This window comes from Leifsonia sp. NPDC077715 (assembly GCF_040686855.1).
Taxonomy (GTDB): domain Bacteria; phylum Actinomycetota; class Actinomycetes; order Actinomycetales; family Microbacteriaceae; genus Leifsonia.
This window is the reverse complement of record NZ_JBFBOG010000001.1, coordinates 798,871-823,612: the sequence shown is the minus strand read 5'-3', so window position 1 is coordinate 823,612 and position 24,742 is coordinate 798,871. Positions and strand designations below refer to the sequence as shown.

The 24,742-nt window shown below is 69.6% G+C and carries 27 protein-coding genes; 17 read left to right on the top strand and 10 right to left on the bottom strand.

The features are described 5' to 3' along the window. The first annotated feature begins 41 nt into the window (after nt 1–41). The 4 genes from AB0P25_RS04115 to AB0P25_RS04100 all read left to right on the top strand — a co-directional run bounded on the left by AB0P25_RS04115 (nt 42) and on the right by AB0P25_RS04100 (nt 3,390). Complete coding sequence (locus AB0P25_RS04115) at nt 42–890, top strand: alpha/beta hydrolase (protein ID WP_363805553.1); 849 nt, start codon at nt 42–44, stop codon at nt 888–890. A 12-nt stretch (nt 891–902) separates the two neighbouring features. After that, entirely contained in the window at nt 903–1,415 is a 513-nt protein-coding gene (locus AB0P25_RS04110; protein ID WP_363805551.1) for a hypothetical protein, read from the top strand. A gap of 58 nt (nt 1,416–1,473) precedes the next feature. After that, entirely contained in the window at nt 1,474–2,295 is an 822-nt protein-coding gene (locus AB0P25_RS04105) for an alpha/beta hydrolase (protein WP_363805550.1), read from the top strand. An 81-nt stretch (nt 2,296–2,376) separates the two neighbouring features. Beyond that, the gene (locus AB0P25_RS04100) at nt 2,377–3,390 is read left to right on the top strand and encodes an alpha/beta hydrolase (RefSeq protein ID WP_363805548.1); all 1,014 of its coding nucleotides are present in this window, start codon (nt 2,377–2,379) and stop codon (nt 3,388–3,390) included. Between the two features lie 85 nt (nt 3,391–3,475). Here AB0P25_RS04100 and AB0P25_RS04095 read toward each other — a convergent pair whose 3' ends face one another. Continuing rightward, nucleotides 3,476–4,708 (bottom strand): MFS transporter, encoded by a 1,233-nt coding sequence (locus AB0P25_RS04095; protein ID WP_363805547.1) that lies wholly within the window; start codon nt 4,706–4,708, stop codon nt 3,476–3,478. Between the two features lie 53 nt (nt 4,709–4,761). On the opposite strand from AB0P25_RS04095, the gene AB0P25_RS04090 reads away from it, so the two are divergent. Next, the gene (locus AB0P25_RS04090) at nt 4,762–5,205 is read left to right on the top strand and encodes a helix-turn-helix domain-containing protein (RefSeq protein WP_363805546.1); all 444 of its coding nucleotides are present in this window, start codon (nt 4,762–4,764) and stop codon (nt 5,203–5,205) included. Here AB0P25_RS04090 and AB0P25_RS04085 read toward each other — a convergent pair. After that, nucleotides 5,202–5,771, bottom strand: coding sequence for a TetR/AcrR family transcriptional regulator (locus tag AB0P25_RS04085; RefSeq protein WP_363805545.1), 570 nt, complete (start codon nt 5,769–5,771; stop codon nt 5,202–5,204). The two genes, AB0P25_RS04090 and AB0P25_RS04085, sit on opposite strands and share 4 nt — an antisense overlap. A 101-nt stretch (nt 5,772–5,872) precedes the next feature. Here AB0P25_RS04085 and AB0P25_RS04080 point away from each other — a divergent pair, with 101 nt between their 5' ends. The 5 genes from AB0P25_RS04080 to AB0P25_RS04060 all read left to right on the top strand — a co-directional run bounded on the left by AB0P25_RS04080 (nt 5,873) and on the right by AB0P25_RS04060 (nt 9,784). Next, nucleotides 5,873–6,313, top strand: a complete 441-nt coding sequence (locus AB0P25_RS04080) for a hypothetical protein (protein ID WP_363805544.1) — start codon at nt 5,873–5,875, stop codon at nt 6,311–6,313. 84 nt (nt 6,314–6,397) lie between these two features. Further along, nucleotides 6,398–6,652, top strand: coding sequence for a hypothetical protein (locus AB0P25_RS04075; protein ID WP_363805543.1), 255 nt, complete (start codon nt 6,398–6,400; stop codon nt 6,650–6,652). A 65-nt stretch (nt 6,653–6,717) separates the two neighbouring features. After that, nucleotides 6,718–7,392 carry a response regulator transcription factor gene (locus tag AB0P25_RS04070; protein WP_363805542.1) on the top strand — a complete coding sequence of 225 codons (675 nt, stop codon included), beginning with the start codon at nt 6,718–6,720 and terminating at the stop codon, nt 7,390–7,392. Between the two features lie 29 nt (nt 7,393–7,421). Further along, nucleotides 7,422–8,597, top strand: coding sequence for a HAMP domain-containing sensor histidine kinase (locus AB0P25_RS04065; protein ID WP_363805540.1), 1,176 nt, complete (start codon nt 7,422–7,424; stop codon nt 8,595–8,597). Next, complete coding sequence (locus tag AB0P25_RS04060; RefSeq protein ID WP_363805539.1) at nt 8,594–9,784, top strand: family 1 glycosylhydrolase; 1,191 nt, start codon at nt 8,594–8,596, stop codon at nt 9,782–9,784. Before AB0P25_RS04065 ends, AB0P25_RS04060 begins: the two co-directional genes overlap by 4 nt. Here the strand turns inward: AB0P25_RS04060 and AB0P25_RS04055 are convergent. Further along, nucleotides 9,781–10,554 (bottom strand): SGNH/GDSL hydrolase family protein, encoded by a 774-nt coding sequence (locus tag AB0P25_RS04055; protein ID WP_363805538.1) that lies wholly within the window; start codon nt 10,552–10,554, stop codon nt 9,781–9,783. The two genes, AB0P25_RS04060 and AB0P25_RS04055, sit on opposite strands and share 4 nt — an antisense overlap. Before the next feature lie 701 nt (nt 10,555–11,255). Between AB0P25_RS04055 and AB0P25_RS04050 the strand changes: the two genes are divergently transcribed. Beyond that, nucleotides 11,256–11,579 carry a hypothetical protein gene (locus tag AB0P25_RS04050; RefSeq protein WP_363805537.1) on the top strand — a complete coding sequence of 108 codons (324 nt, stop codon included), beginning with the start codon at nt 11,256–11,258 and terminating at the stop codon, nt 11,577–11,579. Nucleotides 11,580–11,665: 86 nt separating this feature from the next. Here AB0P25_RS04050 and AB0P25_RS04045 read toward each other — a convergent pair whose 3' ends face one another. From AB0P25_RS04045 to AB0P25_RS04030, 4 genes are read right to left on the bottom strand one after another with little or no spacing between them, the layout of a single operon-like run. After that, complete coding sequence (locus AB0P25_RS04045) at nt 11,666–12,937, bottom strand: glycosyltransferase (protein ID WP_363805535.1); 1,272 nt, start codon at nt 12,935–12,937, stop codon at nt 11,666–11,668. A gap of 42 nt (nt 12,938–12,979) precedes the next feature. Then, nucleotides 12,980–14,239 carry a diaminopimelate decarboxylase gene (gene lysA / locus AB0P25_RS04040; RefSeq protein ID WP_363805534.1) on the bottom strand — a complete coding sequence of 420 codons (1,260 nt, stop codon included), beginning with the start codon at nt 14,237–14,239 and terminating at the stop codon, nt 12,980–12,982. A gap of 1 nt (nt 14,240) precedes the next feature. Then, the gene (locus AB0P25_RS04035) at nt 14,241–15,131 is read right to left on the bottom strand and encodes a universal stress protein (protein ID WP_363805532.1); all 891 of its coding nucleotides are present in this window, start codon (nt 15,129–15,131) and stop codon (nt 14,241–14,243) included. After that, nucleotides 15,128–16,624, bottom strand: coding sequence for an amino acid permease (locus AB0P25_RS04030; RefSeq protein WP_363805531.1), 1,497 nt, complete (start codon nt 16,622–16,624; stop codon nt 15,128–15,130). Before AB0P25_RS04030 ends, AB0P25_RS04035 begins: the two co-directional genes overlap by 4 nt. A 157-nt stretch (nt 16,625–16,781) precedes the next feature. On the opposite strand from AB0P25_RS04030, the gene AB0P25_RS04025 reads away from it, so the two are divergent. Next, nucleotides 16,782–17,723: a LysR family transcriptional regulator gene (locus AB0P25_RS04025; protein WP_363805529.1), complete on the top strand. Its 942-nt coding sequence runs from the start codon at nt 16,782–16,784 to the stop codon at nt 17,721–17,723. On the opposite strand, the gene AB0P25_RS04020 is transcribed toward AB0P25_RS04025, so the two are convergent. Next, nucleotides 17,698–18,717: a glycoside hydrolase family 6 protein gene (locus tag AB0P25_RS04020; protein WP_363805528.1), complete on the bottom strand. Its 1,020-nt coding sequence runs from the start codon at nt 18,715–18,717 to the stop codon at nt 17,698–17,700. The two genes, AB0P25_RS04025 and AB0P25_RS04020, sit on opposite strands and share 26 nt — an antisense overlap. A 94-nt stretch (nt 18,718–18,811) precedes the next feature. Here AB0P25_RS04020 and AB0P25_RS04015 point away from each other — a divergent pair, with 94 nt between their 5' ends. Then, nucleotides 18,812–19,228, top strand: coding sequence for a GNAT family N-acetyltransferase (locus AB0P25_RS04015; protein ID WP_363805526.1), 417 nt, complete (start codon nt 18,812–18,814; stop codon nt 19,226–19,228). A 21-nt stretch (nt 19,229–19,249) separates the two neighbouring features. Here AB0P25_RS04015 and AB0P25_RS04010 read toward each other — a convergent pair whose 3' ends face one another. Next, complete coding sequence (locus AB0P25_RS04010) at nt 19,250–19,939, bottom strand: TetR/AcrR family transcriptional regulator C-terminal domain-containing protein (RefSeq protein ID WP_363805525.1); 690 nt, start codon at nt 19,937–19,939, stop codon at nt 19,250–19,252. A gap of 78 nt (nt 19,940–20,017) precedes the next feature. Between AB0P25_RS04010 and AB0P25_RS04005 the strand changes: the two genes are divergently transcribed. Beyond that, nucleotides 20,018–21,493: an MFS transporter gene (locus AB0P25_RS04005; protein ID WP_363805524.1), complete on the top strand. Its 1,476-nt coding sequence runs from the start codon at nt 20,018–20,020 to the stop codon at nt 21,491–21,493. Between the two features lie 91 nt (nt 21,494–21,584). Beyond that, nucleotides 21,585–21,905 (top strand): antibiotic biosynthesis monooxygenase, encoded by a 321-nt coding sequence (locus AB0P25_RS04000; RefSeq protein WP_363805523.1) that lies wholly within the window; start codon nt 21,585–21,587, stop codon nt 21,903–21,905. Here AB0P25_RS04000 and AB0P25_RS03995 read toward each other — a convergent pair. Continuing rightward, nucleotides 21,902–22,117, bottom strand: coding sequence for a CsbD family protein (locus tag AB0P25_RS03995; protein WP_363805521.1), 216 nt, complete (start codon nt 22,115–22,117; stop codon nt 21,902–21,904). The genes AB0P25_RS04000 and AB0P25_RS03995 overlap by 4 nt on opposite strands. 111 nt (nt 22,118–22,228) lie before the next feature. Between AB0P25_RS03995 and AB0P25_RS03990 the strand changes: the two genes are divergently transcribed. Together AB0P25_RS03990 and AB0P25_RS03985 are read left to right on the top strand one after the other, a co-directional pair. After that, nucleotides 22,229–24,010, top strand: coding sequence for a hypothetical protein (locus AB0P25_RS03990; protein ID WP_363805520.1), 1,782 nt, complete (start codon nt 22,229–22,231; stop codon nt 24,008–24,010). Nucleotides 24,011–24,157: 147 nt separating this feature from the next. Next, a complete protein-coding gene (locus AB0P25_RS03985) occupies nt 24,158–24,733 on the top strand; it encodes an alpha/beta hydrolase (protein WP_363805519.1) in 576 nt (191 codons plus the stop codon). Nucleotides 24,734–24,742: the final 9 nt, after the last annotated feature.

Sequence of the window (24,742 nt, the reverse complement as noted above, 5' to 3'; positions counted from 1 at the left end):
ACCGCCCACCCACGACCCCCAAGAAAGAACGGACGATCACCATGAGCACCCCCTCCTCCATCGCGACCCCCGTGGAGCACGTCGACGCTGCCAACGGCGTCACCTACGCCTACAAGCGCTTCGGCACGGGCGCCGGCGTACCGGTCGTGTTCCTCCAGCACTTCCGCGGCAACATAGACAACTGGGACCCCCGCCTGGTCGACGCGATCGCGGGGCGGAAGGACGTCATCCTCTTCGACAACGCCGGTGTCGGCGGCAGCAGCGGCACCACGCCGACCACGGTCGAGGAGATGGGCGACGACGCCATCGCGTTCATCCTCGCCCTGGGACTGGAGCAGGTGGATCTCTTCGGGTTCTCGCTCGGAGGCTTCGTCGCGCAGGACATCGCGATCACGCAGCCCGAACTGGTCCGGAAGCTCATCCTGGCCGGCACCGGACCCAAGGGCGCTCCCGCGATGGAGCGGTGGAGCGACGACGTCGTCCAAGCGGTCGTGCAGGACCAGACCGGTCCGGAAGGCATCATGTACGTCTTCTACGCCCCGACGGAGTCAAGTCAGACCATTGGCGGCGCAGCGCTCGGCCGGATCTACGGATGGCAGGACGGCCGCGACGCGGACGTGAGTCTGGCCGCGAAGGATGCGCAGTACCAGGCCGTCCTCAACTGGGGAGTGCGGGACTGGAACGCCGTCGCACGGCTCGCGGACATCCACCAGCCGACGCTGGTGCTGCAGGGAGACAACGACATCATGATCCCGACCAAAGCCAGCCACACCCTTGCGGGCCTGATCCCGGACGCCAGGATCCGGATCTTCCCCGACGCCTCCCACGGCTCGATCTTCCAGTACGCCGACGAAGCCGCCGCTGAGACGCTCGCCTTCCTCGGCGACTAAGGGGACGCCCTCATGGATTCGCCAGCGATCGTGGAATCGGTCCTGCACACCGTGGAGCGCATTACGGCGCGGACGGGGACGTCGTTCGACCGGTTCGTGGAGCGATTCGAGATCGCGGTGCCACCGCGTCGGATCGGCAACCTGGACACCGCAGCGGAAGAGGGTGATCGCGCCGCCGAGTACATCGACGCCGCCACCCCGAGCTCGTTCCGCGTCTTCTCCACGCCGCGGGCCGTGTCCTGGCTGTTCGGCAATGCGGGGATCGCCGGACTCGTCGTCGCCGCTGACGCCCGCGCGCTGCTGTACGCGCCGATGCGGTTGGCGGCGTACGACCACGGCGACAGGGAGGCCACGATCGCCGTCGAACGGCCGTCCGACGGGTTCAACTCCCTCGAGCGGCCCGAAACCATCGCGATCGGCCGACAGTTGGACGCCAAACTCGCCGACCTCCTGGACGCCTTGGGCGTCCCCGCAGCCGCGGAACTCCTCCGCGCATCGCCGCACAACGGCCACTCGACACCCTGAACCCGCCCGGGCCACAGAGCGGACGTCGGTCCGCAGCTATCAGAGAAGGAGAAAGCACATGCCGTACATCACCACCAGCGACGGGACCGAGATCTACTACACCGAGCAGGGCTCGGGGCAGCCGATCATCTTCAGTCACGGTTGGCCACTCAATTCGGACGCCTGGGCCCTCGAGCTCAAACTGTTCGCCGATGCCGGCTACCGCGCGATTGCTCATGACCGCCGCGGACACGGCCGGTCAAGCAAGACCTACCAGGGCAACGACCTCGATCACTACGCGAAGGACCTCAGTGATCTCATCGAAGCGCTCGATCTTCACGACGTCATCGTCGTCGGTCACTCCACTGGTGGCGGCGAGGTGATCCGATACGTCGCCCAGCACGGCGCGGGCCGCGTCGCGAAGGCTGTCACCGTCGGCGCCATCCCGCCGCTGATGCTCAAGACCGAGGCCAACCCCGGAGGTGCCCCCATCGAGGTGTTCGACGCGTTGCGTGCCGGGGTGCTCGGCGACCGCTCGCAGTTCTTCAAGGACCTCGCCGTGCCCTTCTTCGGCGGGAACCGCGAGGGTTCGAAAGCCTCTCAGGGTCTCTACGACGAGTTCTGGCGCGAAGGCATGGAGATGAATGTCGCGGCGGCCTATGACTGCATCGAGGCGTTCTCGAACACCGACCAGACCGCCGATCTCAAAGCGATCGAGGTGCCGGTTCTCCTCCTGCACGGGGATGACGACCAGATCGTCCCGATCGACGCCGCATCGCGGACAGCCGTCACTCTTCTCAAGAACGGCACGTTGAAGGTCTACCCGGGTGCGCCGCACGGCATCTTCGGTGAGAACCAGAAGCAGATAGACCAGGACATCCTGGACTTCATCGCCGACTGACTTCCCGCGCTGACCGGTCCCGCATGCCATCCCCAGCCTGCGGGACCGGTCTCCGCCCCTAGTCCGGCAGAGGAGGCCATCATGCCCGTTCCCGCGCGACGGCATCCGATCATCCGCGGCCTTGCTCTCGCGGCGACTGCCATCGCGGTCGGCTCGCTTGTGGGAGTCGCTGGCTATCACACGAGTGTGGAGCCCGGCGCCGCAATCGTGAAAGCCGTCTTCGAGGCGCGCGCCGAGGTGACGCCGCCCGCCGACTTCGCCGCCGTCGCAGCGACCGTGACAAACGTCGGCACCGTCCCTGTTCATGCGGACGGCGTCCCGGAGGCACACCTCCAAGTCTTCGCGCCGCGTACGAGCGGCGCGCCACGGCCGATCGTCCTATGGATTCACGGCGGCGGTTTCATCTCCAGCTCTGCGGATACGGTCAAGGACTACGCCGTGATGCTCGCGGCGCAGGGGTACGTCGTGGGCAACCTGGACTACAGCATCGCCCCCGGTGCGCGGTACCCGGTCCCCATCGTTCAGGCGAACGCGGCCCTCGGGCTTCTCGCCGATCGGGCCGCCGAGTGGGATGCAGACGCCACTCGGATCTTCGTGGGCGGCGATTCCGCAGGCGCGCAGATCGCCAGCCAGCTGGGCGCTGTCCTGACCGGGCCCGCGCTCGCGCGCGCCGTCGGCATCCACCCGGCCGTCCCAGCCTTGCACGTCGCCGGCGTCGTGCTGTTCTGCGGCTTGTACGATATGTCCACAGTCGCATCGACCGGATTTCCCGCCCTCCGCACCTACCTCTGGGCGTACACCGGCACGCGCGACTGGCTGCGGTTCGGCCGGATCGACGAGCTCTCGACGACCAAGACGGCCACGTCCGCGTACCCGCCCACGTTCATCACCGTGGGGAACGCGGATCCGTTCCGGACACAGGCCGAGGAGCTCACAGAACGCCTGCGGCGGCTCGGCGTGTCTGTCGACACGGTGTTCTGGACGGGGTCGGAGGCGAAGCTCGGCCACGAGTATCAGTTCGACTTCTCGACCGAGCAGGCGCGGACGGCCTTCGACGCCACACTCGCGTTTCTCGGCCGAGGGAGCAACGGATGAGACGGGGCGACGCGGCCCGCGCACTGCGTCGGGTCGCCGGGGTGACCGGATGGGTGCTGCTCGGCGCTGTCTCCGCCTTCGTGGTCTACGGACTGCTCGTGTTCAGCGGCGGCTGAGCGCCCCTTGACCGGCGGGGCGTGGCGAGGACCAGCACGAGCACCATCGCCAGCAGCCCGAATCCTCCCACCGCGGGAAGCGCCAGGTCGACCGCCTCCTGCAGCCCGCCGCTCGTGGCCTGCGCCCCCAGCCACAGCGCCATTACCCCCTGCACCAGATAGCCGGCCAGGTAGACCGCCGAGAGGGTTGATGCCCGGTGATGCTGCGGCGCATAGCGCCCGACGATGGCAAGTCCGGCACTGAAGAGGAGGCTGTATCCGATCCCGCTAAGCACCGCGAATAGCAGGAACAGGGGCAGCGAGTGCACAGCGCCGGCCGCCACCAGGACGCCCGTCGAGAGAAGAGAGACGAGTCCGCCGACGGAGCCGGCGATCGAGGCGGGGACGCGGCGGGCGGCGAGTGCGACGACACCGATGATGATGCTCGTCACCGACACGATCGCTCCGACGACGAAGGCGTTGGACGTCCCGATCAGGTTCTCGCCGATGTCCGCACCGAGAGACAGCTCCAGCGCTCCCAGGGAGTAGGCGGCGGCGACGCACGCGGCTGCGGCCAGCACGACACCCAGCAGCGAACGGGGCACGCGGAGGCCGCGGGGCCTCCATCGCGAGGCCCCGGCTGGCCGGTCGCCGGGCAGTCGCAGCACCGCCGCCCCGACGACGAGCGCGACCACCAGCAGCACGGCGTACGACAGATGCAACGGCTCGGGGGCGTACTCCACCAAGGCGCCACCGACCAACGTTGCAAGAGTGAGCCCCAGCGCTGTCGCCGCGGTGGCGATAGAGCTCGCCCTGGACGACGCGCCTGGCCCGGCATGATCCACCATCGCTGCCGTGGCGGGGCTGAGCGACAGGCCGACGCCGATTCCCATGAGGACGCGGCCGATGAGCACGACCGTGAGATCCGGAGCGACGGCGAAGAGGAGGGATCCGAGGGCGATGGCGCCGATTCCGGCGATCATGCTTCGTTTGCGGCCGATCGTGTCCGACAGGTCGCCGAAGACCGCGAGCACCACGATGAGGGCCAGCGGGTACACCGCGAAGATCGTGGTGGTCGCCTCGGTGGTGAGGTGCCACTGGGTGCCGTACAGCGGATAGACGGGAGTCGGCGCACCGCTCGCCCACAGCGCGAGGGCGGGGACCGCTGCCGCGGTCCAGAAGGCGGCGCGGTTTCGGCGAGCCGTGGGGTCGGTGTCGGTCATGGGCAACCACTCTACACCTGGATATGTTTTTCCTACATAGCTAGGATGGGCGTATGACACGGCCAGCCGCTGCGGAATCCACCTGCACGATCCAGCGCACCAACGACGTCATCGGCGACCGTTGGACCACCTTGATCCTCCGCGAGGCGTTCTTCGGCAACCGGCGATTCGGCACGCTTCGCTCGCGACTCGGAATCGCTCCGGACATCCTCAGCGCGCGGCTAGCGGCGCTGGTCGAACGAGGGCTCCTCGTCAAAGAGCTCTACCGCGAAGAGGGCACCCGGGCTCGTGAGGAGTACGTCCTCACCGAAGCCGGTCGGGAGATGCTCGTGATCCTCGGCGCGATGTCCGAATGGAGCACACGTCATAACCCTCCGCCGACCAAGGCGAGCGCCGTTTACAGGGAGGCGTCGACCGGCGGTCCGGTGCATGTCGCCTTCGTGACGGAGGACGGGCGCATCCTCGGTCCGGACGACGTGGAACTGAGCCCGGTCTAAGCCGCGAGGACCTGAAGGGCGCGGATGTAAGACTCGAGCGCCTCGGCGGTCTGGTCGAACGGCTCGATCTCAGCCCGGGCGCGGCTAAGCAGTACTGCACCTTCTGTCGCCGAAAGCAGCAGATTCGCAGTGGCCGCACCGGACTCCGCCGGCAGGCCTCCGGTTACGAGTAATTCTCCGAGCTTGGCCGCCCATGCACGGAAGACGTCCGCAGCGGCCCTCAGTAGCTCAGATGACTCCGTCGCCACCGTGACGGCGGCCGCGGAGCACCCGATCCGGTAGTCACCATAGACCAGGAGCTGCCTCCACATTCCGAAAAACGCTGCTGCGACCTGATCGGCGGGCAGTCCACGCAGACCCTCCAGTCGATCCAGCACCCCCTGGCCGGAGAACGCGAGAGCCTCGGTGACCAACTGCCCCTTGCCCTCGGGGAAGTGGTAGTAGATCGAGCCGCGGGGGGCTCCTGTCAGTGCCAGAACCTCTGAGAAGGTCGTCTCTTGGAGTCCGCGCTCGGCCAGCAGCCGTGCCGCCCCCTCGACCATGCGGTGCTTCGGGCCCTGGTCCATCGCATCTCCTTGTTCGCTGAGATTATAGGCCGAGACTTGACTATGACGGATGGCATACAGAACACTGAAGCCTGGCCCATCCAGCGACGAGGAGACGAATTATGCCGATGATCGATGTTTACGCGACGACGGGGACGTTCTCGGACAAGCATGCCCTTGCACAGCGCCTGGCAGAAACGCTCATGCGGATCGAGCAGGTGCCCAACATCCCGCTGTTCCGCCAGAACACGGCCGCGTTCGTCCATGAGCTGCCAGCTGGCGACATCTCGAACGTGGATGGCGAGTCGTCATACGTTCGCGTGCAAGTGCTCACCAACGCAGGTGCCCTGGATCGGGACAAGCAGGTGGCGGTCGTCGCCCAGTTCACCGCGCTCGTGGCCGACGCCGCGGCCGACGAAACGCTTGCGCACCGTACGTGGGTTCTGCTCACCGAGGCGATCGAGGGTGGGTGGGGCCTAGGCGGACACGCCAACACAAATGCAGAGCTTGTCGACGCGGCGCGCGCGCAAATCGCGTCGCTGCAGTCAGGCGCTGGCGCGTGACCTTCGATCCTTTACGCCCGGTGAACACCCGGCTCGGTTGACTGGCAGCCGAGGGCTCGCCGAGCCCGTGTGAAGGAGAACACCGTGAACAAGCGAATCACGACCGGGCTGTATGCGACCGCCATCGGGGCGGCGCTCGTCGCCGGATCGCTCGGGGTCGCCTCGTCGGCGTCCGCGACCGGCTCAGGCCCGCAGGATAGCGCGCCAGAGCACGCCGCGATCGTCCCCGTGCCGCAGGCGCCCGCTCCCCGGGACGTCGCTCCGGCCGTGCCGGACGAGGTGGGGCCCGTGACGGTCCCCGCTGACGGATCCGTGGGGGCCACCACCACCGGGCGGTGATCGGCGGCGCCGGTCTGCCGGGCGGGGCGCGACCGCTCCCCGCCCGGCTGTCGAAGGAGGAAGCCGTGAGGGTGCTCATCGTAGACGACGAGGAGATCTTCGCCGAGGCCGTACGTCAGGGGCTCGCCTCGGAAGGTGTGGCCGCCGACTGCGTATTCGACGGCACGACGGCTCTGGAATACCTGTCGGTCACCGAGTACGATCTCGTGATCCTCGATCGCGACCTCCCCGGGATCCACGGTGACGAGGTCTGCGCCGAGGCGTCGCTGCTCTATCCGGACAGGCGCATCCTGATGCTCACCGCGGCCGACACGACCGCGCACAAGGTCTCCGGTTTCGCCGCAGGAGCCGACGACTACCTCGTGAAGCCCTTCGAGTTCCCCGAGCTGGTCGCGCGGGTGCGCGCGCTGGCGCGCCGTCGGACGGTCGCCCGGCCCGTCGTGCTGACGCACGCCGACCTGTCCCTCGACACCTTCCGTCGTCAGGCGTCGCGCTGGGGACGGCCCGTCCGGCTCGGCCGCAAGGAATTCGCCGTGCTGGAGCTCCTGTTGGAGGCCGACGGCGGGATCGTCACTGCCGAGACGATGCTCGAGAAGGCCTGGGACATCAACACCGACCCGTTCACCAGCACCATCCGGGTCACCCTCTCGAACCTCCGGAAGAAGCTCGGTGCGCCGGACGCCATTGAGACGATCCCGGGTGTGGGATACCGCCTTGCGGATGCGACGGCGAACCGATGAAGGAGCCGCTGTCTGCGCGTAGGCATCCGGTGAGCGCCCGCGCACGGCTGACCATCCTCTTCAGCTCGACCCTTACTGCCGCAATGACGGTCGTGCTGGTCACCGTGTACGGGTTTATGCGGTACGTGCCGACCTACGCACTAAATGCGGCTCCTGCCGCGTCCCCGCGAGCCATTGGCAAGGCGGGTCCCACGGCTGCCGGGCCCGCGGTCATCACGGCAACGCCCGCCCTGACGATCACCTCGAGCGACCAGGTGGTGCATACGCTGCTCGCGGTGTGCGCGGTCGCCCTGGGTGTGCTCGTTGTCTGCGGCACGCTCCTCGGCTGGGTCATCGCCGGTCGTGCCCTCCGCCCGATCGCCGCGATCAACCGGGCCGTCAGCGCCGCCGGGGCTGGCTCCCTGAATCATCGCATCGGCGCGACCGGGCCCAGGGACGAGTTCGGCGAGCTCTCCCGCAACGTCGACGACATGCTGGCCTCCCTGCAGAGCGAGTTCGAGGCGCGGGAGCGTTTCGTCGCGAACGCCGCCCACGAGCTGAAGACGCCGCTCGCCACGGTGAAGACCCTGATCGACGTGACGCTCGCCCGCCCGGGCCTCACCGTCGATCAGTCCGTCGAGGCGCTCCGCTCGGTCCGGCTGACCAACGAGCGGAACATCCGGACCGTGTCCGCCCTGCTCGACCTCGCAACCGCGGCCCACCCCCGTGGGCGCGAACGGGTGAACCTCGCCGACCTCGCCGGCGCCGTGCTTGAAGACCCCGCGAGCGAGCCGATCCTCGCGACGACGAGGTGGCGCCCCGAACTGGAGGAGGCGTGGACGACCGGCGATCCCGAGCTGCTGCGCCGGGTGGTCCTGAACCTCGTCGACAACGCGGCGCGGTACAACACGTCGGACGGGTGGGTACGGGTCACCACCGGGCGGGCCGGTGACCACGCGCGGCTGGCCGTCGAGAACACCGGCCCGGAGGTCTCCGCGGCCGCACGGCTCGCCGATCCGTTCGTGCGGGGCGTCGGACGCACCGGACCGTCCGGCCATGGGCTGGGGCTCGCCGTGGTGGCGTCCATCGTCCGCGCCCACGGCGGGTCGCTGTCCGTGCAGCCCCGCGACGGCGGAGGGCTCGACGTCTCCGTGCTCCTGCCCCTGTCCTCCGGCGTCGAACCGGCCGCCGTCGCCCTTTCCCCGATCAGACGGAGTATGAGATGACCACAGTCCTGTCCGCCCGCACCTTCCCGCCCGGCTTTGCCTGGGGCGTGTCCGTCGGCGCCCACCAGACCGAAGGCGGGAACGTCGCCTCCGACTGGTGGCACCGCGAGAACGAGCCGGGCACGAGCGTCGCCGAGCGCTGCGGCGACGCTGTCGACAGCTATCACCGGTGGAGGGAGGACTTCGATCTGGCGGCTGGCGCCGGCTTCACCGACTACCGCTTCGGCATCGAACGGTCCCGTATCGAGCCCGCCGACGGGTTCGTCTCGCTGGCAGCCCTCGACCACTACCGGCGGATGGTCGAAGGGGCCGTCGAACGCGGCCTCCGGCCCACCGTCACGCTCCACCACTTCACCGTCCCGCTGTGGTTCGCGGCAGGCGGCGGCTGGACAGGGCGGAATGCGACCGAGCGCTTCCTTCGATACATCGACGCGCTCCAGCCCGTGCTCGACGCGGGCGTGGAGCGGATTATGACCATCAACGAGCCCAACATCCTCGCCGTCTTCCCGAAACTGACCGCATCCGGTCAGCTGGCTTCGGGGCTCCCCGAGCCGGATGCGGGCCTCACCGGTATCCTCATCGACGTCCATCGGGCGGCCGTCGCACGAATCCGCGAACGCCACCCGCGAATTCCGGTCGGGTGGGGAGTTTCGGTGCAGGACTACCGGGCGGCACCCGGCGCCGAGACGGCCCGTGACGCCTACGCGGAGAGCCGCGACGCCGTCTTCCTCCGCGCTTCGGCCGGAGACGACTTCGTCGGCGTGCAGGCGTACACCGGCGGCGTCGTCGGCGTCGACGGCGAACCGGTCCTGGTCGGCGACGTTCCGCGCACCCTCACCGGCTGGGAGTTCCTGCCGGACGCGCTCGGCGGCGCCGTTCGTCGGGTCTCCCGTCTCCTGCCCGGCGTGCCGATCGTCGTGACAGAGAATGGTGTCGCCGTAAGCGAAGACCGACGCCGCATCCAGTACACGACCGGGGCGCTCGCCTCGCTGCGTCGAGCGATGGACGACGGTGCGGATGTTCGCGGCTACTTCCACTGGAGTCTGCTGGACAACTGGGAGTGGGGGCACTGGGAGCCGACCTTCGGACTCGTTTCCGTGGACCGCGCTACCTTCGAGCGCACGCCCAAGCCCTCGCTCGCCTGGCTGGGGTCGCTGGCCCCTCCTGCCGTCCCTATCGATTCCTAGAGCAGTTCGCCGAGCATCCGCGCGACCGCGCGCATCCCCGCGGCGTTCGGGTGGTACGGCGCGCCGCCCGAGAGGCCGTAGTGGAATCGCCTGGTCCACGGTTCGGTGGACCAGGCGTGGTGGTTCGCGGAGGCCTCCGCCGCCGGCAGCACGTCCGACGACACCTCGGCAGCGGCCGAACGGAACGTCTGAGTGAGGCGGCTCGCGACCCCGCGGCCCCAGTCGGCCACCGGGGCCGGCAGCCGCCCCAGATCGACCGCCGCACCCTGCGGCGGGAGGATCGTCAAGTAGTCCACGAAGACGACCCGCGCTTCCGGCGCCACCGCGCGCACCCGCGTCACGATCTCAGCCAGTCGCGCGGCCAGGTCATCGAAGGCCCGGTCGAGGCGGTGGGGGTCACGCGCTTCCTCGAGCTGGCGGCGCACACGCGGGAGCGCGAGCAGCGGACCGGGCAGGCTGCTTAGGGTCAGGGTGGGCAGGTATCCAACATCGTTTCCCCCGACGCTCATGGTGACAACCCGCGTCGCCGGCGTCACTGCGTTGAGCTGGGCCGCCTCACCGCGGGCGTTCGGCCGGAGCAGGTCGGCCGTCGTCGCGCCGGAGAAGGTGACGTCGCGCAGCCGAAGCTGGGCCGCCTGCGCGAAGAGGTGGGCGTAGTTGATCACGGAGCGACCGGAGCGTCGCGGGCTGTTCGCGGCCCTCGGTTTAAGCCCCGGGCCCGCGCCGAACGAGCTGCCGAGGGCCACATACTCCGCGAGTGAATCGGTCATTTTGCCATCCGACACTATGAGCGGGACGGCGTGCAACAGCTCACACCCCTGGCTGTAAAAAGAACGGAGGTGCGTTTTCGCTGTTCCCTCCGAAGCGAGGCCGTGTGCGACCCTTCATACGGCCGGACGTCGGTCGAGCGGTAGTCGCCCGTCCCTGGTGCGTCCGAGCCGGGCTTTCGCCGCATATCCTCAATCGCTGCGCTCCGTCCGCCGGCAGCAAACAAAAAAGCATTACAGCGATGAGTGGGATGCGGGTATTCGTCATCGATACGAGCAACATGGGTCCGGAACTGCGCGGCGGACCCGCGCGCGCTGATCGGTCGGCTGCCCGCCTTGACGGCTGAAATGGGGTGTGTGCCGCTTCTGGCGTTCTTCGGGTTCTTGCGCAGCCCGGTGGCCCCGTCGTGGGACCATCATCGCTCGCAGGCGGGTCAAGCCCCGGTCGAGTGCCGCGGCGGACGTGCTGGCCTACGCGCTTGACTACATTTTGACTACAACTGTGCGAGATCCCGCGAAATTCAATGTGATGACAAGAGTCGGATTTCCTTGACTTTCCGCGGGAGTTGGCCCGGGTCGCCAGGGTGGGGCGGGAACGAACGTGGGTTCAAATCCCACCGGTACCGCCATGAAAACCCCTGGCTGAGCCAGGGGTTTTCGTCATTTCTCGAACCGCGGCGGTGCACCTCTAATAGGCTCGCGCCGTGCAGGCACACGAGACAGTCCACGCCGAGCCACGACGCATCCTCGGACACCCGACCTACCGCGTGAACTTCTGGGAGCGCCCGGGCCCGAACACCGGTTGGCAGCTGGACGCGTTCGCATTGACCGAAGTGAACGGCGTCGCCGAAGCGATGGCCTGGGCAGACGCGCACTCGCGTGGGCGCCGCTTCGAGCTGTTCGTGGAGATCGAGGACGAGGCAGTCCACGACTTCCATACTCCGCGCCGCGCGGACCTGATCCGCTTGGCGGGGACCGACCCCAACGACAGTGTGAGTGTCGATGTCGTCATCGAGAAGATCGACTGAGCAGGGACTGAGACCGTGACGGGCCCGCGAGCTTCAACGGCGTCCTCGTCACGATGCCGAATGGCCAAGGGTACGAGCATGCTTGATCACCCGAGCAGTGCCTCCGTGTGCTCGACCACCTCACGGGGTCCGTCGTGACGGCGTAGGGCCTCGCCGATCCGTTCGGCGGCCGTGCGGTAGGCGGCACCGCCGGAGACCCGCCGCCATGCGCGCAGGATCGCGCGGGGGGACGGCCTCCCCGTCCCCAGGTTCACCCCCGCGCCGGCCCACGCGACGCGGGCCGCGACCTCCGGCTTGTCCAGGTCTCCGCCCGCGACCACCAGGGGCACGCCGTGGTGCAGCGCCCCCAGCACGCCGCCCCACCCGCCGTTGGTCACCATCACGTCCGTCCGCGGCAGCAGCCGATCGTACGGGAGCAGGTCGGCGACGCGGGCGTTCGGCGGCGCGGGGAACGGCAGCTCGCTCTTCCCGCGGACCCCGGTCGCGACCGCGAGCTGCACCCGCTGACGTCCGAGAGCCGCGAACGTCGGCCGGATGAGGTCGGCGGGGTCGACGTTCTGCGTCCCCTGGGTCACGTGCACCACCGGACGCGGGTCAGCAAGCGATTCCGGCCACCACGCGGGCTCCGGGATGCCGCTGCCGGTGTGGTCCGTGAGCTCGCCGACCCAGACGATGCGCCCCGGCCATTGGGGGCGAGGGTATTCCAGTTGCTCGACGCCGCTGGCGCACACGAGGTCGCGTGAGTACAGCGCCTCCTGGAAGGTGAGCGGGGTCGGCGGGAGGCCGGCGAGGGCGCGTTGCTCGTGGAACGCGCGCTGGATCGGACGGGATGCGGCCGAGAGCGCCGTCCAGAGTGCGCGGTCCCGCAGTCGGCCGAGCGCGGACGTCGCTGGTTGCAGCCCCAGGCCGGGCGGCGGTGCGCCCGGGGACGGCGTCGCGAGGGGGACGAGTGAGACCGTGACCCGCGGAGTGCCGGTGCGTTCGGCGGCCAGGTGCGAGCCGAGCGAGAGGCTGTCGGCGACGATGACATCCCAGGGACGCGCGTCGAAGGACGCGGTCAGGTCGGCGCACTGCGCGGCGCCCGTTCGGACGAACAGGTCCTCGACGTTCACGATCAGCTGGCGGGGACCCTTCCGGCCGCGCAACCGCGGGAAGGTCGGAGTCAGATCGTTCTCATCGAAGTCGGGCGCGCTCGTCCACAGCACCGGTTCGGCTCCGTCGCCGCGGAAGGCGTCGGCATGGGCTGAACCCGTGTACACGCGCACCCGGTGCCCGGCCGCGATGAAGGCGCGCGCGACCGCCCGCATGGGCGCGACGTGGCCGGAGAACGGCATGACCGCGAGCATGACCTCTGCCATGCCAGACATGGTGAGGCATGGCGGCCGGGCGGCGCTAGAGCCTCACGCGTCCCGCGCGAACAGGTCCGCCCACGTCTCCCGCCGGATCACGGCCCTCGCCTCGCCGTCGCGCGCGAAGACGACGGGCGGCCGGCGGTACCCGTTGTAGTTGTTCGCCATCGTGTGGGTGTACGCACCCGTGGCCGGAACCGCGAGGAGGTCGCCGACCCGTGCCGCTGGCAGCCGGAGCGGGTCGATGAGGACGTCTCCGGATTCGCAGTGGCGGCCGACCACCACGACGTCCTCCGCGTCCTCGTCGTGCATGCGGCCGGCGAGGACGGCCTCGTAGCGCTGCTGGAAGAGCGCGGCCTCGAGGTTGTCGCCCATGCCGCCGTCGACGGCGACGAAGTTCCGGGCGTCTCGCTTCACCGTGGTGACGGTGTACAGGGTGAACGCCGACCCGTTCACCATGCTGCGGCCGGGCTCGATGATGATCTCCGCCTCGGCGGGCAGGTGTTCGTCCGCCGCCGCCAGCAGCGCTTCGACGTAGTCGTCCACGGAGGCGGGGTGATCCGTGAGTGTGTAGCGGGCGCCGAGGCCGCCGCCCAGGTCGTAGACCGGGAAGGTGCCCAGCGCCGCCAGGGGTGCGACCGCGGCGGCGAGCTCCGCCGGGTCCATGATCTGCGAACCGACGTGGGCGTGCAGGCCGCGGAGGTCGAGACGCGGGCTGGCTTCGATCCGGGCGATGAGGCGGCGCGCGGCGTCGGGGGTCAGCCCGAATTTGGAGCCGACCTGGCCGGTCTGGACGTGCGGATGCGTCGAGGAGACCACTCCGGGGATGACGCGGACGAGCACGGCCTGGGTGCTTCCCGGCGCGACCAGCTGCTCGAGCCGGTCGACGTCGTCCTCGTTGTCCACCACGACCAGCCCGACCCCGGCCTCCACCGCGATCCGCAGCTCCTCGGTGGTCTTGGCGTTGCCGTGCATGACCGCGAGCGCCGGGTCCACTCCCGCGCGGAGGGCGCTCAGGATCTCGCCGCCGCCCGCCACATCCAGGCCGAGCCCTTCCTCCACCATGACCCGCTGAACGGCGGTCGCCGGGAACGCCTTGGACGCGAAGACGACGCGCGCGTTCGGCCGCCGCGACCCGAGGGCCGTGTGGTACTCGCGTGCCCGCGCTCGCAGCGCGCCCTCGTCGACGACGATCGCGGGCGTGCCGAATTCGCGTCCGAGGTCGTCCACCCGGCACCCGGCGACCACGAGGGTGCCGTCGGGGTCCACGGTCGTGCCGTCGGGGAAGAGGTCGAAGAGGGGATGCGGCATGTCAGTCTCTTCCGTGCGGGACGACGACGACCGGCACGGGGGAGTGGCGGACGATCTTGGCGGCGTGGGAGCCGAGGAATACCCGGGCGATCGGGCCGAGCGTGCTCGAGCCGACCACCAGGACCTCGTCCTCCTCCCAGCCGATGTCCGCGATTGCCGCGTCCCACGTCTCGCCCAGGCCGATGGCGACGCCGGCGACGGTCGGCGCGTCCGGCAGCTCGGTGACCTGGCGCACCACCGCGGCGGCGTGCCGTTCGATGTCGGCCGCCCAGGTGTCGGCGATCGGCTGCTCGGCGTCGAGCCCGGCGCCCGACGTCCCGGAATCGCGGGGCACGACGGCGAAGGAGGCGACGCGCAGCTCGGCGCCGACGGTCGCCGCGACGCCCGCGGCGCCGAACACGAGGGCGTTGGAGGCGCCGGTGCCGCGGTACGCGGCGGTCACCCGGCTCACGCGGGCACCCTCGCCGGTGCGGTAGCTGCGCGGGGCGATCGCGACGGGCAGGGGCGATGCGTGCAGGAGGGTGTCGCTCTCGGCGCCGAGCGCGATCCGGCCGGGCTCTGCGCCGCCTCCCGAGCCGACGACGATCAGGGACGCTTCACGCTGCTCGGCGAGCTCCACGAGGCCGCGCCTGGCCGACGGGGCTTCGTGCAGCAGATACTCGGCGGCGGTGGAGCCGCCGAGCACGGCGGCGGCGTGGTCGAGGGCGCCGTCGGCGTTCTCCTTCGTGTAGCCCCGCCACTCCGCGTCCGCCCCTCCGGCCGTCGAGGGCCAGGCAGGCGGGACGACGGCGGCGACGATGAGGTCGGCGCCGGAGGATCGGGCGAGCATCGCGGCGAGGTGCAGCGCGGATGCGGAGCGGTGGGCGGGGTCGACTCCGACGACGATCCTCATTTCCGGCCGGCCTTCCTGCGCGCGGCCGCCTCGCGGATCTCGTTCCTGCTGGGCTGCGCGAAGTTGCTCGTGTACGGCGCCTCACTGCCGGCGACCGGCTGCCCCGTCTGCAGGGCGGAGTGCTTGCGGCCGTAGAACCAGTAGAAGACGAGGAAGGCGGCGGTCCAGATGAGGAACACGACGATCGTGATGAGCCGCAGCTGCGTGATGATCGCGATGCAGCCCGCGATCGAGAGGATGGGGATCGTCCAGCCGAGCGGGAGGCGGAAGCCGCGCTCCAGCTCCGGCTCGCGCACGCGCAGGATGATCACGCCGAGCGACACGACGAGGAAGGCCACGAGCGTTCCGATGCTCGTCATCTCGGCGAGGAAGTCGATGGGGATGACGGCCGCCAGGATGGCCGTGGCGATCATCACGATGACCGTGTTCTGGACCGGCGTCATCGACCGCGGGTTCACCTTCGCGAAGACCGGCGGGATCATCCCGTCCCGGGACATGGCGAACAGGATGCGCGTCTGCCCGTACAGCACGACGAGCGTCACGGAGAAGATGGAGATGATCGCGCCGATCGCGACGACGGTGCCGGGCCAGCTGGCGCCGACGATGTTCTGAAGGATCGCGGCGAGTCCCGCATCCTGGTTCTCGAACTTCGACGGCGCCTGGGCGCCGAGGGCCGCCAGGCTCGTTCCGACGTAGAGCACGATGATGATCAGCAGCGCGAAGATGATGGCGAGCGGCAGGTTCCGCTTCGGGTTCTTCGCCTCCTCGCCCGCCGTCGACACCGCGTCGAGGCCGACGAACGAGAAGAAGATGATCCCGGCTCCGCCGACGATTCCGGCGAAGCCGGCGGGAGCGAAGTCGTGGAAGTGGTCGGCGTTCCACCCCGTGAAGGCCACGGCGCAGAAGAACACGACGACGGCGATCTTGATGACGACCATGATGCTGTTCACCGTCGTGGACTCGCGCGCGCCGCGCAGGAGCAGCAGCGAGCAGAGCACGATGACGATGATCGCGGGGACGTTGATGATGCCGCCCTGCTCCGGCGCCTGGGAGAGCTGGACGGGAAGCTGCCAGCCGACGAGGTTCTGGAGCAGCTGGTTGACGTACTGCGACCATCCGACCGCGACCGCGGCCGTTGACACGCCGTACTCCAGCAGGAGACAGGCTCCGACCGCCATCGCGGTGCCCTCGCCGAGTGTGGCGTACGCGTAGGAGTAGGTCGAGCCCGAGACGGGGACGGCGCCCGCCATCTCGGCGTAGCAGAGCGCGGTGAGCCCGGCCACGACGCCGCCGATGACGAACGACCAGATCACGGCGGGACCGGCGACGGGGACCGCCTGGGACAGGATGAAGAAGATGCCGGTGCCGAGCGTGCCGCCGACTCCGATCATGGTCAGCGAGAAGAGGCCGATGCTCCGTTTGAGCTGGACCTCGCCGGTGCCGGGAGGCGTCGTGGGTTTTCTGCGCAGCAGCTGCTGGGCGATGGTGGGCATACCAGTCTCCTTCGAATGGCGGGGCAATCGGATCCGCCATCCATCGTTGCGGTGGGCGCGGTCGATCAGAACCCCTAAAGTCCGCCCGACCCACATAGAGTGTATGTGGCTCGCTTCTCCGCTGAAGCGACCGCATCCATCCAGACGGAGCACGCGCATGGCAGATCTGCGACAGTTCGAAGCGCTCAAAGCCGTGCATGCCGAGGGCTCGGTGACGGCGGCCGCCCGCCGTCTCGGGTGGGGTCAGCCGACGGTCGACTACCACCTGAAGAACCTCGAGCGGCTGGTCGGTTCGCCCGTACTGGTACGTTCGCCCCGCGGCAGCCGGCTGACCCCGGTCGGGATGCTGCTCCTCGAGCGTGCGCAGCAGATCCTGACCCTCAGCGAGCGGGCGATCGCGGATGCGCGCGAGTTCAGCGAGCTCGGGCGGGTGCGACTGCGGCTGGGGACCTTCGCGACCGCGGCGGCCAGCATCCTGCCGTTCGTCGCCGACGCTGTCGGCGACCTCGGGATCGGGATCGATGCGACGGTCGAGGAGGTTCCGGCGCTCGTCGACAGGATCAACCGCGGCGCGCTCGATGTCGCCCTGGTCTACACCGTGCCCGGTTACGAACTGCCGTTCCGTCCGGCCGTGCACGCCATGGAGGTGTATCGGGATCCCCTGATGCTCGCGCTGCCGACCGGCCACCCGCTCGCGTCCCGACCGGCGGTCGACCGCGCCGCGCTCCTCTCGCTCCGGGACGAGCGCTGGGTCTGCGCCACGTCGACGGAGGACGCGATCGACCGCGTCCTCGCCGACGCCTTCGCCGCGGACGGGCAGGTCCTCGACGTCGCGATCCGGACCGACGACTTCCAGGTCCTCCTGGGTATGACCGCCGCGCGGATGGTGGTCGGTATCATCCCCCGATTGGCGACGACGGCCGAGCACCCGGGCATCGTCCTGCGGCCGATCGACGACCCGTCGTTCGTGCGCACGATCCTCGTGGCGACGGCGCCGCCCGAGGACGCCGACCGGCGGTCCTCGCCGGCCGTCCGCCATCTCGTCGCCGCGGTCCGGGACGGATTCGCCGCGGTCAGCGGCGCGGCGGCCTCGCTCTGAGGATCGCCGGCGAGATCACCCGGAGACTCGGGCTGTTCAGCACCAGCGCCTCGGCCGCGCTCTCGTACCAGGCGCCGGCCGGCGGCCCGCCGTTGCAGGGTCCGTCGCTCGCGCCAGGGTGCTTCACCCAGAGCAGGGCGTCCAGCTTGGTCGAGGGCGACTCGGTGATCTGGGGGTCCTGGCCGAGCGCCGCCCCGGGCGGGTTGCACCAGGCGCCGGTCCAGCCGTTGCCGTTGCGGGACACGTCGATCACGAAATGCTTCCAGCCGACGCGGGAGGAGATCTTCCCGGCGTAGTCCCGCTCGCTCTGCGTGGTGTCGAAGTTGGAGACGTTGGTGAAGAATCCGCGCGCACCGGCGATCCCGGCAGCCCTCAGATACGCCGCCTGTGCGTCCGGGGTCAGCCAGCGGGCGTTGCCGCCGTCGAGGTAGGTGGAGACCCCGGCGGCCGCCAGGATCCCGACCGCGGACTGCAGCAGCGGGAGCCGTGTCGCGGCAACACCCGCGCACTTGGCGCTGGAGAGCATGGCGAGCGAGTCCGGTTCGATCAGGACGACGGCGCGGCTCCCCGCCAGCGCGCCCGCCACCTGCCGGGTCCAGTCGAGGTACTGGTCGGCCGTGTAGCCGCCCGCCGAGAAGCCGCCGCAGTCCCGGTCGGGGATCGCGTACGTGACGAACACCGGCGTCGCTCCTTGGGCCGCCGCCGCACGGAGGTGACGCTGGATCACGCTGACCAGCAGCGTCGGCGTGTACCAGTCGCCCAGCCAGACCGCCGTCGGACGGCTCGCGATCCGGCCGATGAGCGCCGCCTTCGTCGCGTCGCCCCGGGCGGTCAGGGAGTCGTACATCCGCTGGGCGTCGCTGGTGGGGTCGACGTACAGGCGGCTGCCGAAGGCGGGAAGATCGTCGGCGCGGGCGCCCGGTGCCGTCGGGGTCCACGCGAGCGCAGCCGACACCAGGGCTGCGCCGATCAGGGAGGCGATGACTCTGCGCATACCCGGACTATCGGCCGGAACGCGCAGGTGGTCAGCGAGCCGCCGGAGAGATAGCGTTCAGTCAACGTCACGCGAGGCGGGAAAAGGGGGCATCATGGTCGACGGAGCTCAGGGCGGGTTCGAGTATCCCGACGAGGCTGGTTACCCGGATGGGACCGGCACCCTGTCGGAGACGCAACGGACTCTGATCGCCGAGGTGGACGCAGCGACTCCGCTCAGCCCAGGCATCGACTTCTACGTGGTGGACGACGCCGAGACGCGGACCTACGAAGCGGTCAGCGGTGACACCCTGATCGGCGGGATCACGTACGCGCGGCACGACGACGTGGTCACCCTGATCGCGACGTCGGTGTATCCCGAGTTCCGCGGTCAGGGGGTGGCGACGGCCCTGATCGAGCGCGTGCTGGAGATCATCCGGGCGAGCAATCAGCGCATCCGGATCCACTGCCCGATCGTGAGGACGTTCGTCGAGCAGCACGACCAGTACCGGTCGCTCGTCGTGACCGGCTGAGGTCGACGCGCCCTTCGGGCCTCAGGTCGCCGCGCGCCCCGCTTGCAGCTCGAGGCCGGCCAGCAGCAGGTCCAGCCCGGCACGGAACTGGTCCCGGTCGTCGTGCACGGCGAACTCGTCGACGATGTGGTGGATGAACGGGTACTGCGCCGGGTCGAGCGCGCGCCATTGCCTGGTCGCCTCCGCCAGGTACTGCTTCTGGTCGAGCTCGCCCGAGATGACGGCATCCGGCAGCTCCTGGCCCATGTCGGCGGCGGTTCCGATCACGAAGCCGACGACGGCCGAGGCGGCGTAGAAGCTCTGGCGCGGGCTGAGTCCCAGACGCATCACCTGTTCGCCGATCCGCTCGTAGAGCATCAGCGAGTGGACCTGGCGGCCGGTGTCGCGCATCGCGTACGCGCCGAGCCACGGGCGGTCCACGATGGCGTCGAAGAGGGTGCGCGCGATGGTGCGCAGTTCGTCGATCGGGTCGTCGGACGCCACATTCTGCACGTCCTCCAGCACGCCGGCGAGCACCGAGTCCGCTGCGAGGTCGAGGAGTTCATCGCGTCCCGACACGTACCAGTACACGCTGGCGGGCCCGCCGCCGAGCCGCGTGGCCAGGGCGCGGATGGTGAGTCCCTGTGCGCCCGATTCATCGAGGATCGCCACCGCCTCGGTGAGGACCGAATCGAGGGAGAGCGAAGCGCGCGCACGCTGTGGACTGCTCATGCTTGCAGTTTATCGAACACTGTTCTATTCTATCGAACGTTGTTCGAGACTCGAACACTGTTCGATTCAGGAGGCGTCATGATCGCCGAAACCGTCACCCGGCCCCGCACCTACCTCTCCATGAAGGCGGCGTGGATGCCCCTCGCCGCACTCTGCCTCGCGTTCTTCGTCGAGATGGTCGACAACACCCTGCTGTCCGTCGCGCTCCCGACCATCGGGCGCAGCCTCGGCGGGGATACGACATCCCTGCAATGGATCACGGGGGCGTACTCGCTCACCTTCGGCGGCCTGCTCCTGACCGCGGGATCCATCGCGGACCGGTTCGGCCGCCGTCGGGTGCTCCAGGTCGGCTTGGGCCTGTTCGGCCTGCTGAGCTTCGGCGTACTGCTCGTCACCACCACGGGCGAGCTGATCGCGCTGCGTGCGCTGCTGGGTGTCGCCGCTGCCGCGATGGCGCCCATCACCAACTCCCTCGTCTTCCGGCTGTTCGACGACGACAAGCTCCGGATGCGCGCGATCACCCTGATGATGGTCGTCGGCATGTCGGGCTTCGTCCTCGGCCCACTGCTCGCCGGCACTGTGCTCGCCCACCTCTCCTGGCAGTGGCTGCTGCTCGTCAACGCGCCGATCGCTCTCATCGCGTGCCTCGGCGTGCACTTCGGTGTCGCGCCCGACACCGCCGACGGCCTGACGAAGGACCGGCTCGACCTGCCCGGCGCCGTGCTCAGCATCCTGACCATCGGCCTCGCCTGCTACACCCTCACCAGCGGGGTGCAGAACGGCTGGACCTCGCCGCTGACGATCGCGGTCGCGCTCGGCGCCGCGGTGTCGCTGGTGCTGTTCATCGTGCGGGAGCGCCGGGCGGTGTCACCCATGCTCGACCTGCGGTTGTTCCGCCGCGGCACGGTCCGGGGAGCCGCCATCGCTCAGATCGGTACCTCGATCGCGATGGCCGGTGTGATGTTCGCGCTCGTGCTCCACTTCCAGTACGCCTGGGGGTGGACGCCGCTGATGGCGGGGCTCGCGAACCTCCCGATCATCCTGACGATGATCTGCGCGACGCCGCTGACCGAGTGGATGGTGCGCCGCTTCGGGCACCGGATCGCGTGTTTCGTGGGCGCCCTGGTTCTCGCGGCCGGACTCGGCATGATGGCGTGGAGCGTGCAGCAGAACTACGTGGCGATCGCGCTCTCCATGATCGTGATGACGATCGGCCTGCGCACCGTCATGACGATCTGCGCGGTCGCGCTCGTCGGGGCGATGCCCGAGAACCGGACATCGATGGGCGCCGCGATGAACGACGCGGCGCAGGAGGTCGGCACCAGCATCGGCACGGCGGTGGTCGGAACGCTCATCGCCGTGCTCGTCACCACCGTTCTGCCGAACGGCACGTGGAGCCACGATCTCAGCGCATCGTTCTTCCACGGCGAGCAGGTGATCTTCGGCATCCTCGCCGTGGCGGTCGGAGTGATCGCGGGCTTCGGAGCCCTCACGCTGACGAACGCGCGCACCGTCGACGAGCACGCGCCGGCGGATGTGGAGACGGTCGCTTGACCTGCTTCTCTCGGAGGTTGACGAGGCGTACCGTCCGGCCTGACACCTCCGGGGCGGACGATGGGGCGTCACGACCTCGAAGGAGACGGACATGGAACTGAAGCTCGGCGTATTGGCACTGCTCGAAGCGAAGCCCGAGAAGGCTGCGGAGGTGAAAGAATTCCTGATCGGCGGCAAGGACATCGTCGACCGCGAGCCCGGGACGCGCACCTGGTACGCATTCCAGATCGACGACACCCACTTCGGCATCTTCGACTCCTTCGCCGACGAGGACGCGCGCAACGCCCATCTCGGCGGCGAGATCCCGAAGGCCCTCGGCCAGGTCGGCCCGGACCTGCTGGCGAAGGACCCCGACCTGCGGACGGTCGACCTCCTCGCGGTCAAGCACGAGGAGGTCGACGCGCAGTCCTAGAGCGCGTCGTCGCGGCGGTCGTCGTGCGACGTGTCGGCGGTGTCCTTCAGGTGCGCCTTGGCGTCGGCGACGGTGTCCTTGATGCTCCCTTCGACCTGCTCCGCCTTGCCTTTCACGACGCGTGACTCGTCATCGGTGGCCTTGCCGATGAGCTCGTCGACCTTGCCCTTCAGCTTGTCGCCCTTTGCTTCGGCCTTGTCGTCGAGACCCATGATGTCCTCCTCGATTCGTACGGATTCTTCCGCGATTGCCGGACACGGTACGCGGATCTGAAGGCGCGAGAAGGGGGCGTCCGAATACCGCCCCGTGGGTACTGTCGCGGCATGCGCGAGAAGTCTGGCAGGGCGGACACACCCGCGAAAGCGTGGTGGCGGGAACTCACGATCGTGGCGTGCGCACTGGTCGCCAGCCTCGTGCTGCTCGTCATCTTCCATGCTGCCGGCGATCCCGCATGGGTGCGGCGGGGGCTGCCGCCCGTCCCGGGCTCCGGCAGCACCATCTGGCAGGTGCAGACCACCTTCCTGTCCGTGGGGTTCGCGGGGCTGACGATCGCGGCCCAGCTGTTCGCGGAGGCGCCGCTCGCGATCGGCACGTCCCGAAAGCGGGTCCTGTCGTACATCGGCGCGAGCTGGTTCGTGACCGTGGGGCTCGCCGGGAACGCGGTCATGGGCATCGCGTCCATCTGGCTGCCGAGCGCGACGGGCGTCGTCATCGCGTTCGCGTGGCTCACCGCGACCGCCGTGCTGCTGATGGTCTCGACCTCCCGTCTCACCCAGCTCTTCGGTCACCCCTCGCGCCTCGACGACGTCGTGCGGACATCGCTGATCGAGACGCTGTCCGACCGGTTCGACCGGATGGCACGCCGGTACTCCGACGCGCGGAGAGGTCTGGGTGATCTTCTGACGGCGGATTCGACGCGCACCTCGACGCGCGCCGTCTCGACTCTTCATGTCCCGGCCCCGCAGGCCGGGCGCGTCATCCGGGCCATCGACCCCGACAGCGTCCGGCAGGCGATCGCGTCGCTCAGTCCGTCGGCCGGCGCTCCGGACGACGACCCGCCCCGGATCCTGCTCGACGTCCGCCCGGGCGACCGGACCCGCCTCGGCGCGACGGCCTTTCGGATCGAGACGTCGACCCGGCTCGACGCGGACGCGGCCCGCCGCCTGATGGAACTCCTGCAATCGAGCATCGAGCTGGAGTCGCCGGAAGCGGTCACCGCCTATGAGGAGACCGAGCACGAGATCGCAACGCTCGTGGATGCGATCGGCACGAATCTGCGGTCCGGTGCGCTGGCCACCGCCGAGCGGGCGCTGGAGCTCCTCGGGGAGATCGTGCAGGGTGTGTGGATGGCCGGGCTCGAGCGGGCGGACGCCTCGGAGGGAGCGTCGCTCAGCCGCGGGAGCGGGCTCCTCGAGAGCATCGACGACGTGGAGCAGGACGTGCTGCTCTCGCCGCAGGTCGCCCAGGTCTTCGTCACCGCGACGACGACGCGCACCCTCGAAGCCGCGAGGTCGGGGTCGGCTGACTACATCGACGAGTGCCTGCGGAGCTTCATGCGCCAGTGGTCCGAGATCCTGAACCACGGCGGGCCGGAGTTCGACCCGCTGCCCGGGCGCATCGTCGCGAGCGTCCGCAACCTCACCCTGTACGCGGACACCGCCGCGAACGAGCCCCACCCACTGCGGTCGCGCGGCACCTGGGCGATGGTCGAGCTGGTCAAGCTCGCCCTGGACGCCGACCGGCCGGACGCGGCGACGCTCGCCGCGGACGAGCTGCGCCGGCTCTTCGAACTGGATCCGGATGGACGTGCTCGCTCCGAGGTCCGCGCGGGCCTCCTGGTGCTCGCTGGGTGGCTCCGCTACCTCGGCGACACGGGCGACCGGCGCTACACGTCCGACCCCGACCTCGCGGCCGCCCTGGCCGCGGACGGATCCCGGGACGACATCCTCGCGGCACGGGAGATCGTCGAGGGGGGAACGCCGTTCAGCCGATGGGACCGGTGGGAGACGAAGAGCACGGCGTCGGGCAGCGTCCGGTCCTCGCAGCTTCCCGACTTCATCGATCGCGCACAGGCGGAGCTCGGCGGGGAGGTTCAGCCGAAGTAATCCGTGAGGGCGTCACGCGGCGCGCGCGTGCCTTCTAACGTGGGGGCGTTGTCACCGTACTAAGGGTCGACTACCTGCGGTGGCCCTCTCCTCACCGCATGCGTCGCACCTCGGAGGACGCACGCCGGTCCCGCTACGCTCGTGCGCATGCGCGCCTTCCTGATCCTCCACGGCTGGGACAACTTCCGGCCGCCCGGCCACTGGCAGCGTGAGCTCGCCACCGCTCTGGAGCAGCGGGGCGAGCGGGTCGTCTACCCGCAGCTGCCGGATGCGGCACAGCCGCGGCTCGACGCGTGGCGGGAGGCGGCCGGCGCAGCCCTGCGTGAAGCGGCCGAGGGCGGCGCGCGCGTGACCGTGATCGCGCACAGCCTGGGAGCAGCGCTGTGGTTGGGAGCGCGGCCGGCGGACCCCGCCGTGGAGTCGTCCGTGGACCGCGTGCTGCTGGCCGCGCCGCCGTCCCCGAGCTTCCTGGGCCAGAACCCGGAGGTGGCGGAGTTCGCCGACCTGACCCTCAGCAGCCCGGCGGCCGACACCCTGATCGTCGCCTCGGATGCGGACCCGTGCAACCCGGAAGGCGCAGAGGTCGTCCACGGCCGGCCCCTCGGTATCCCGGTCGTCACTGTCTCCGGCGGTGGGCATCTCACCCCGGCCTCCGGCTACGGCGAATGGCCCTCGATGCTGGAGTGGTGCCTCGATCCGCGGGCGGTCATCCGGCCCCGCTGAGGGCCGGAG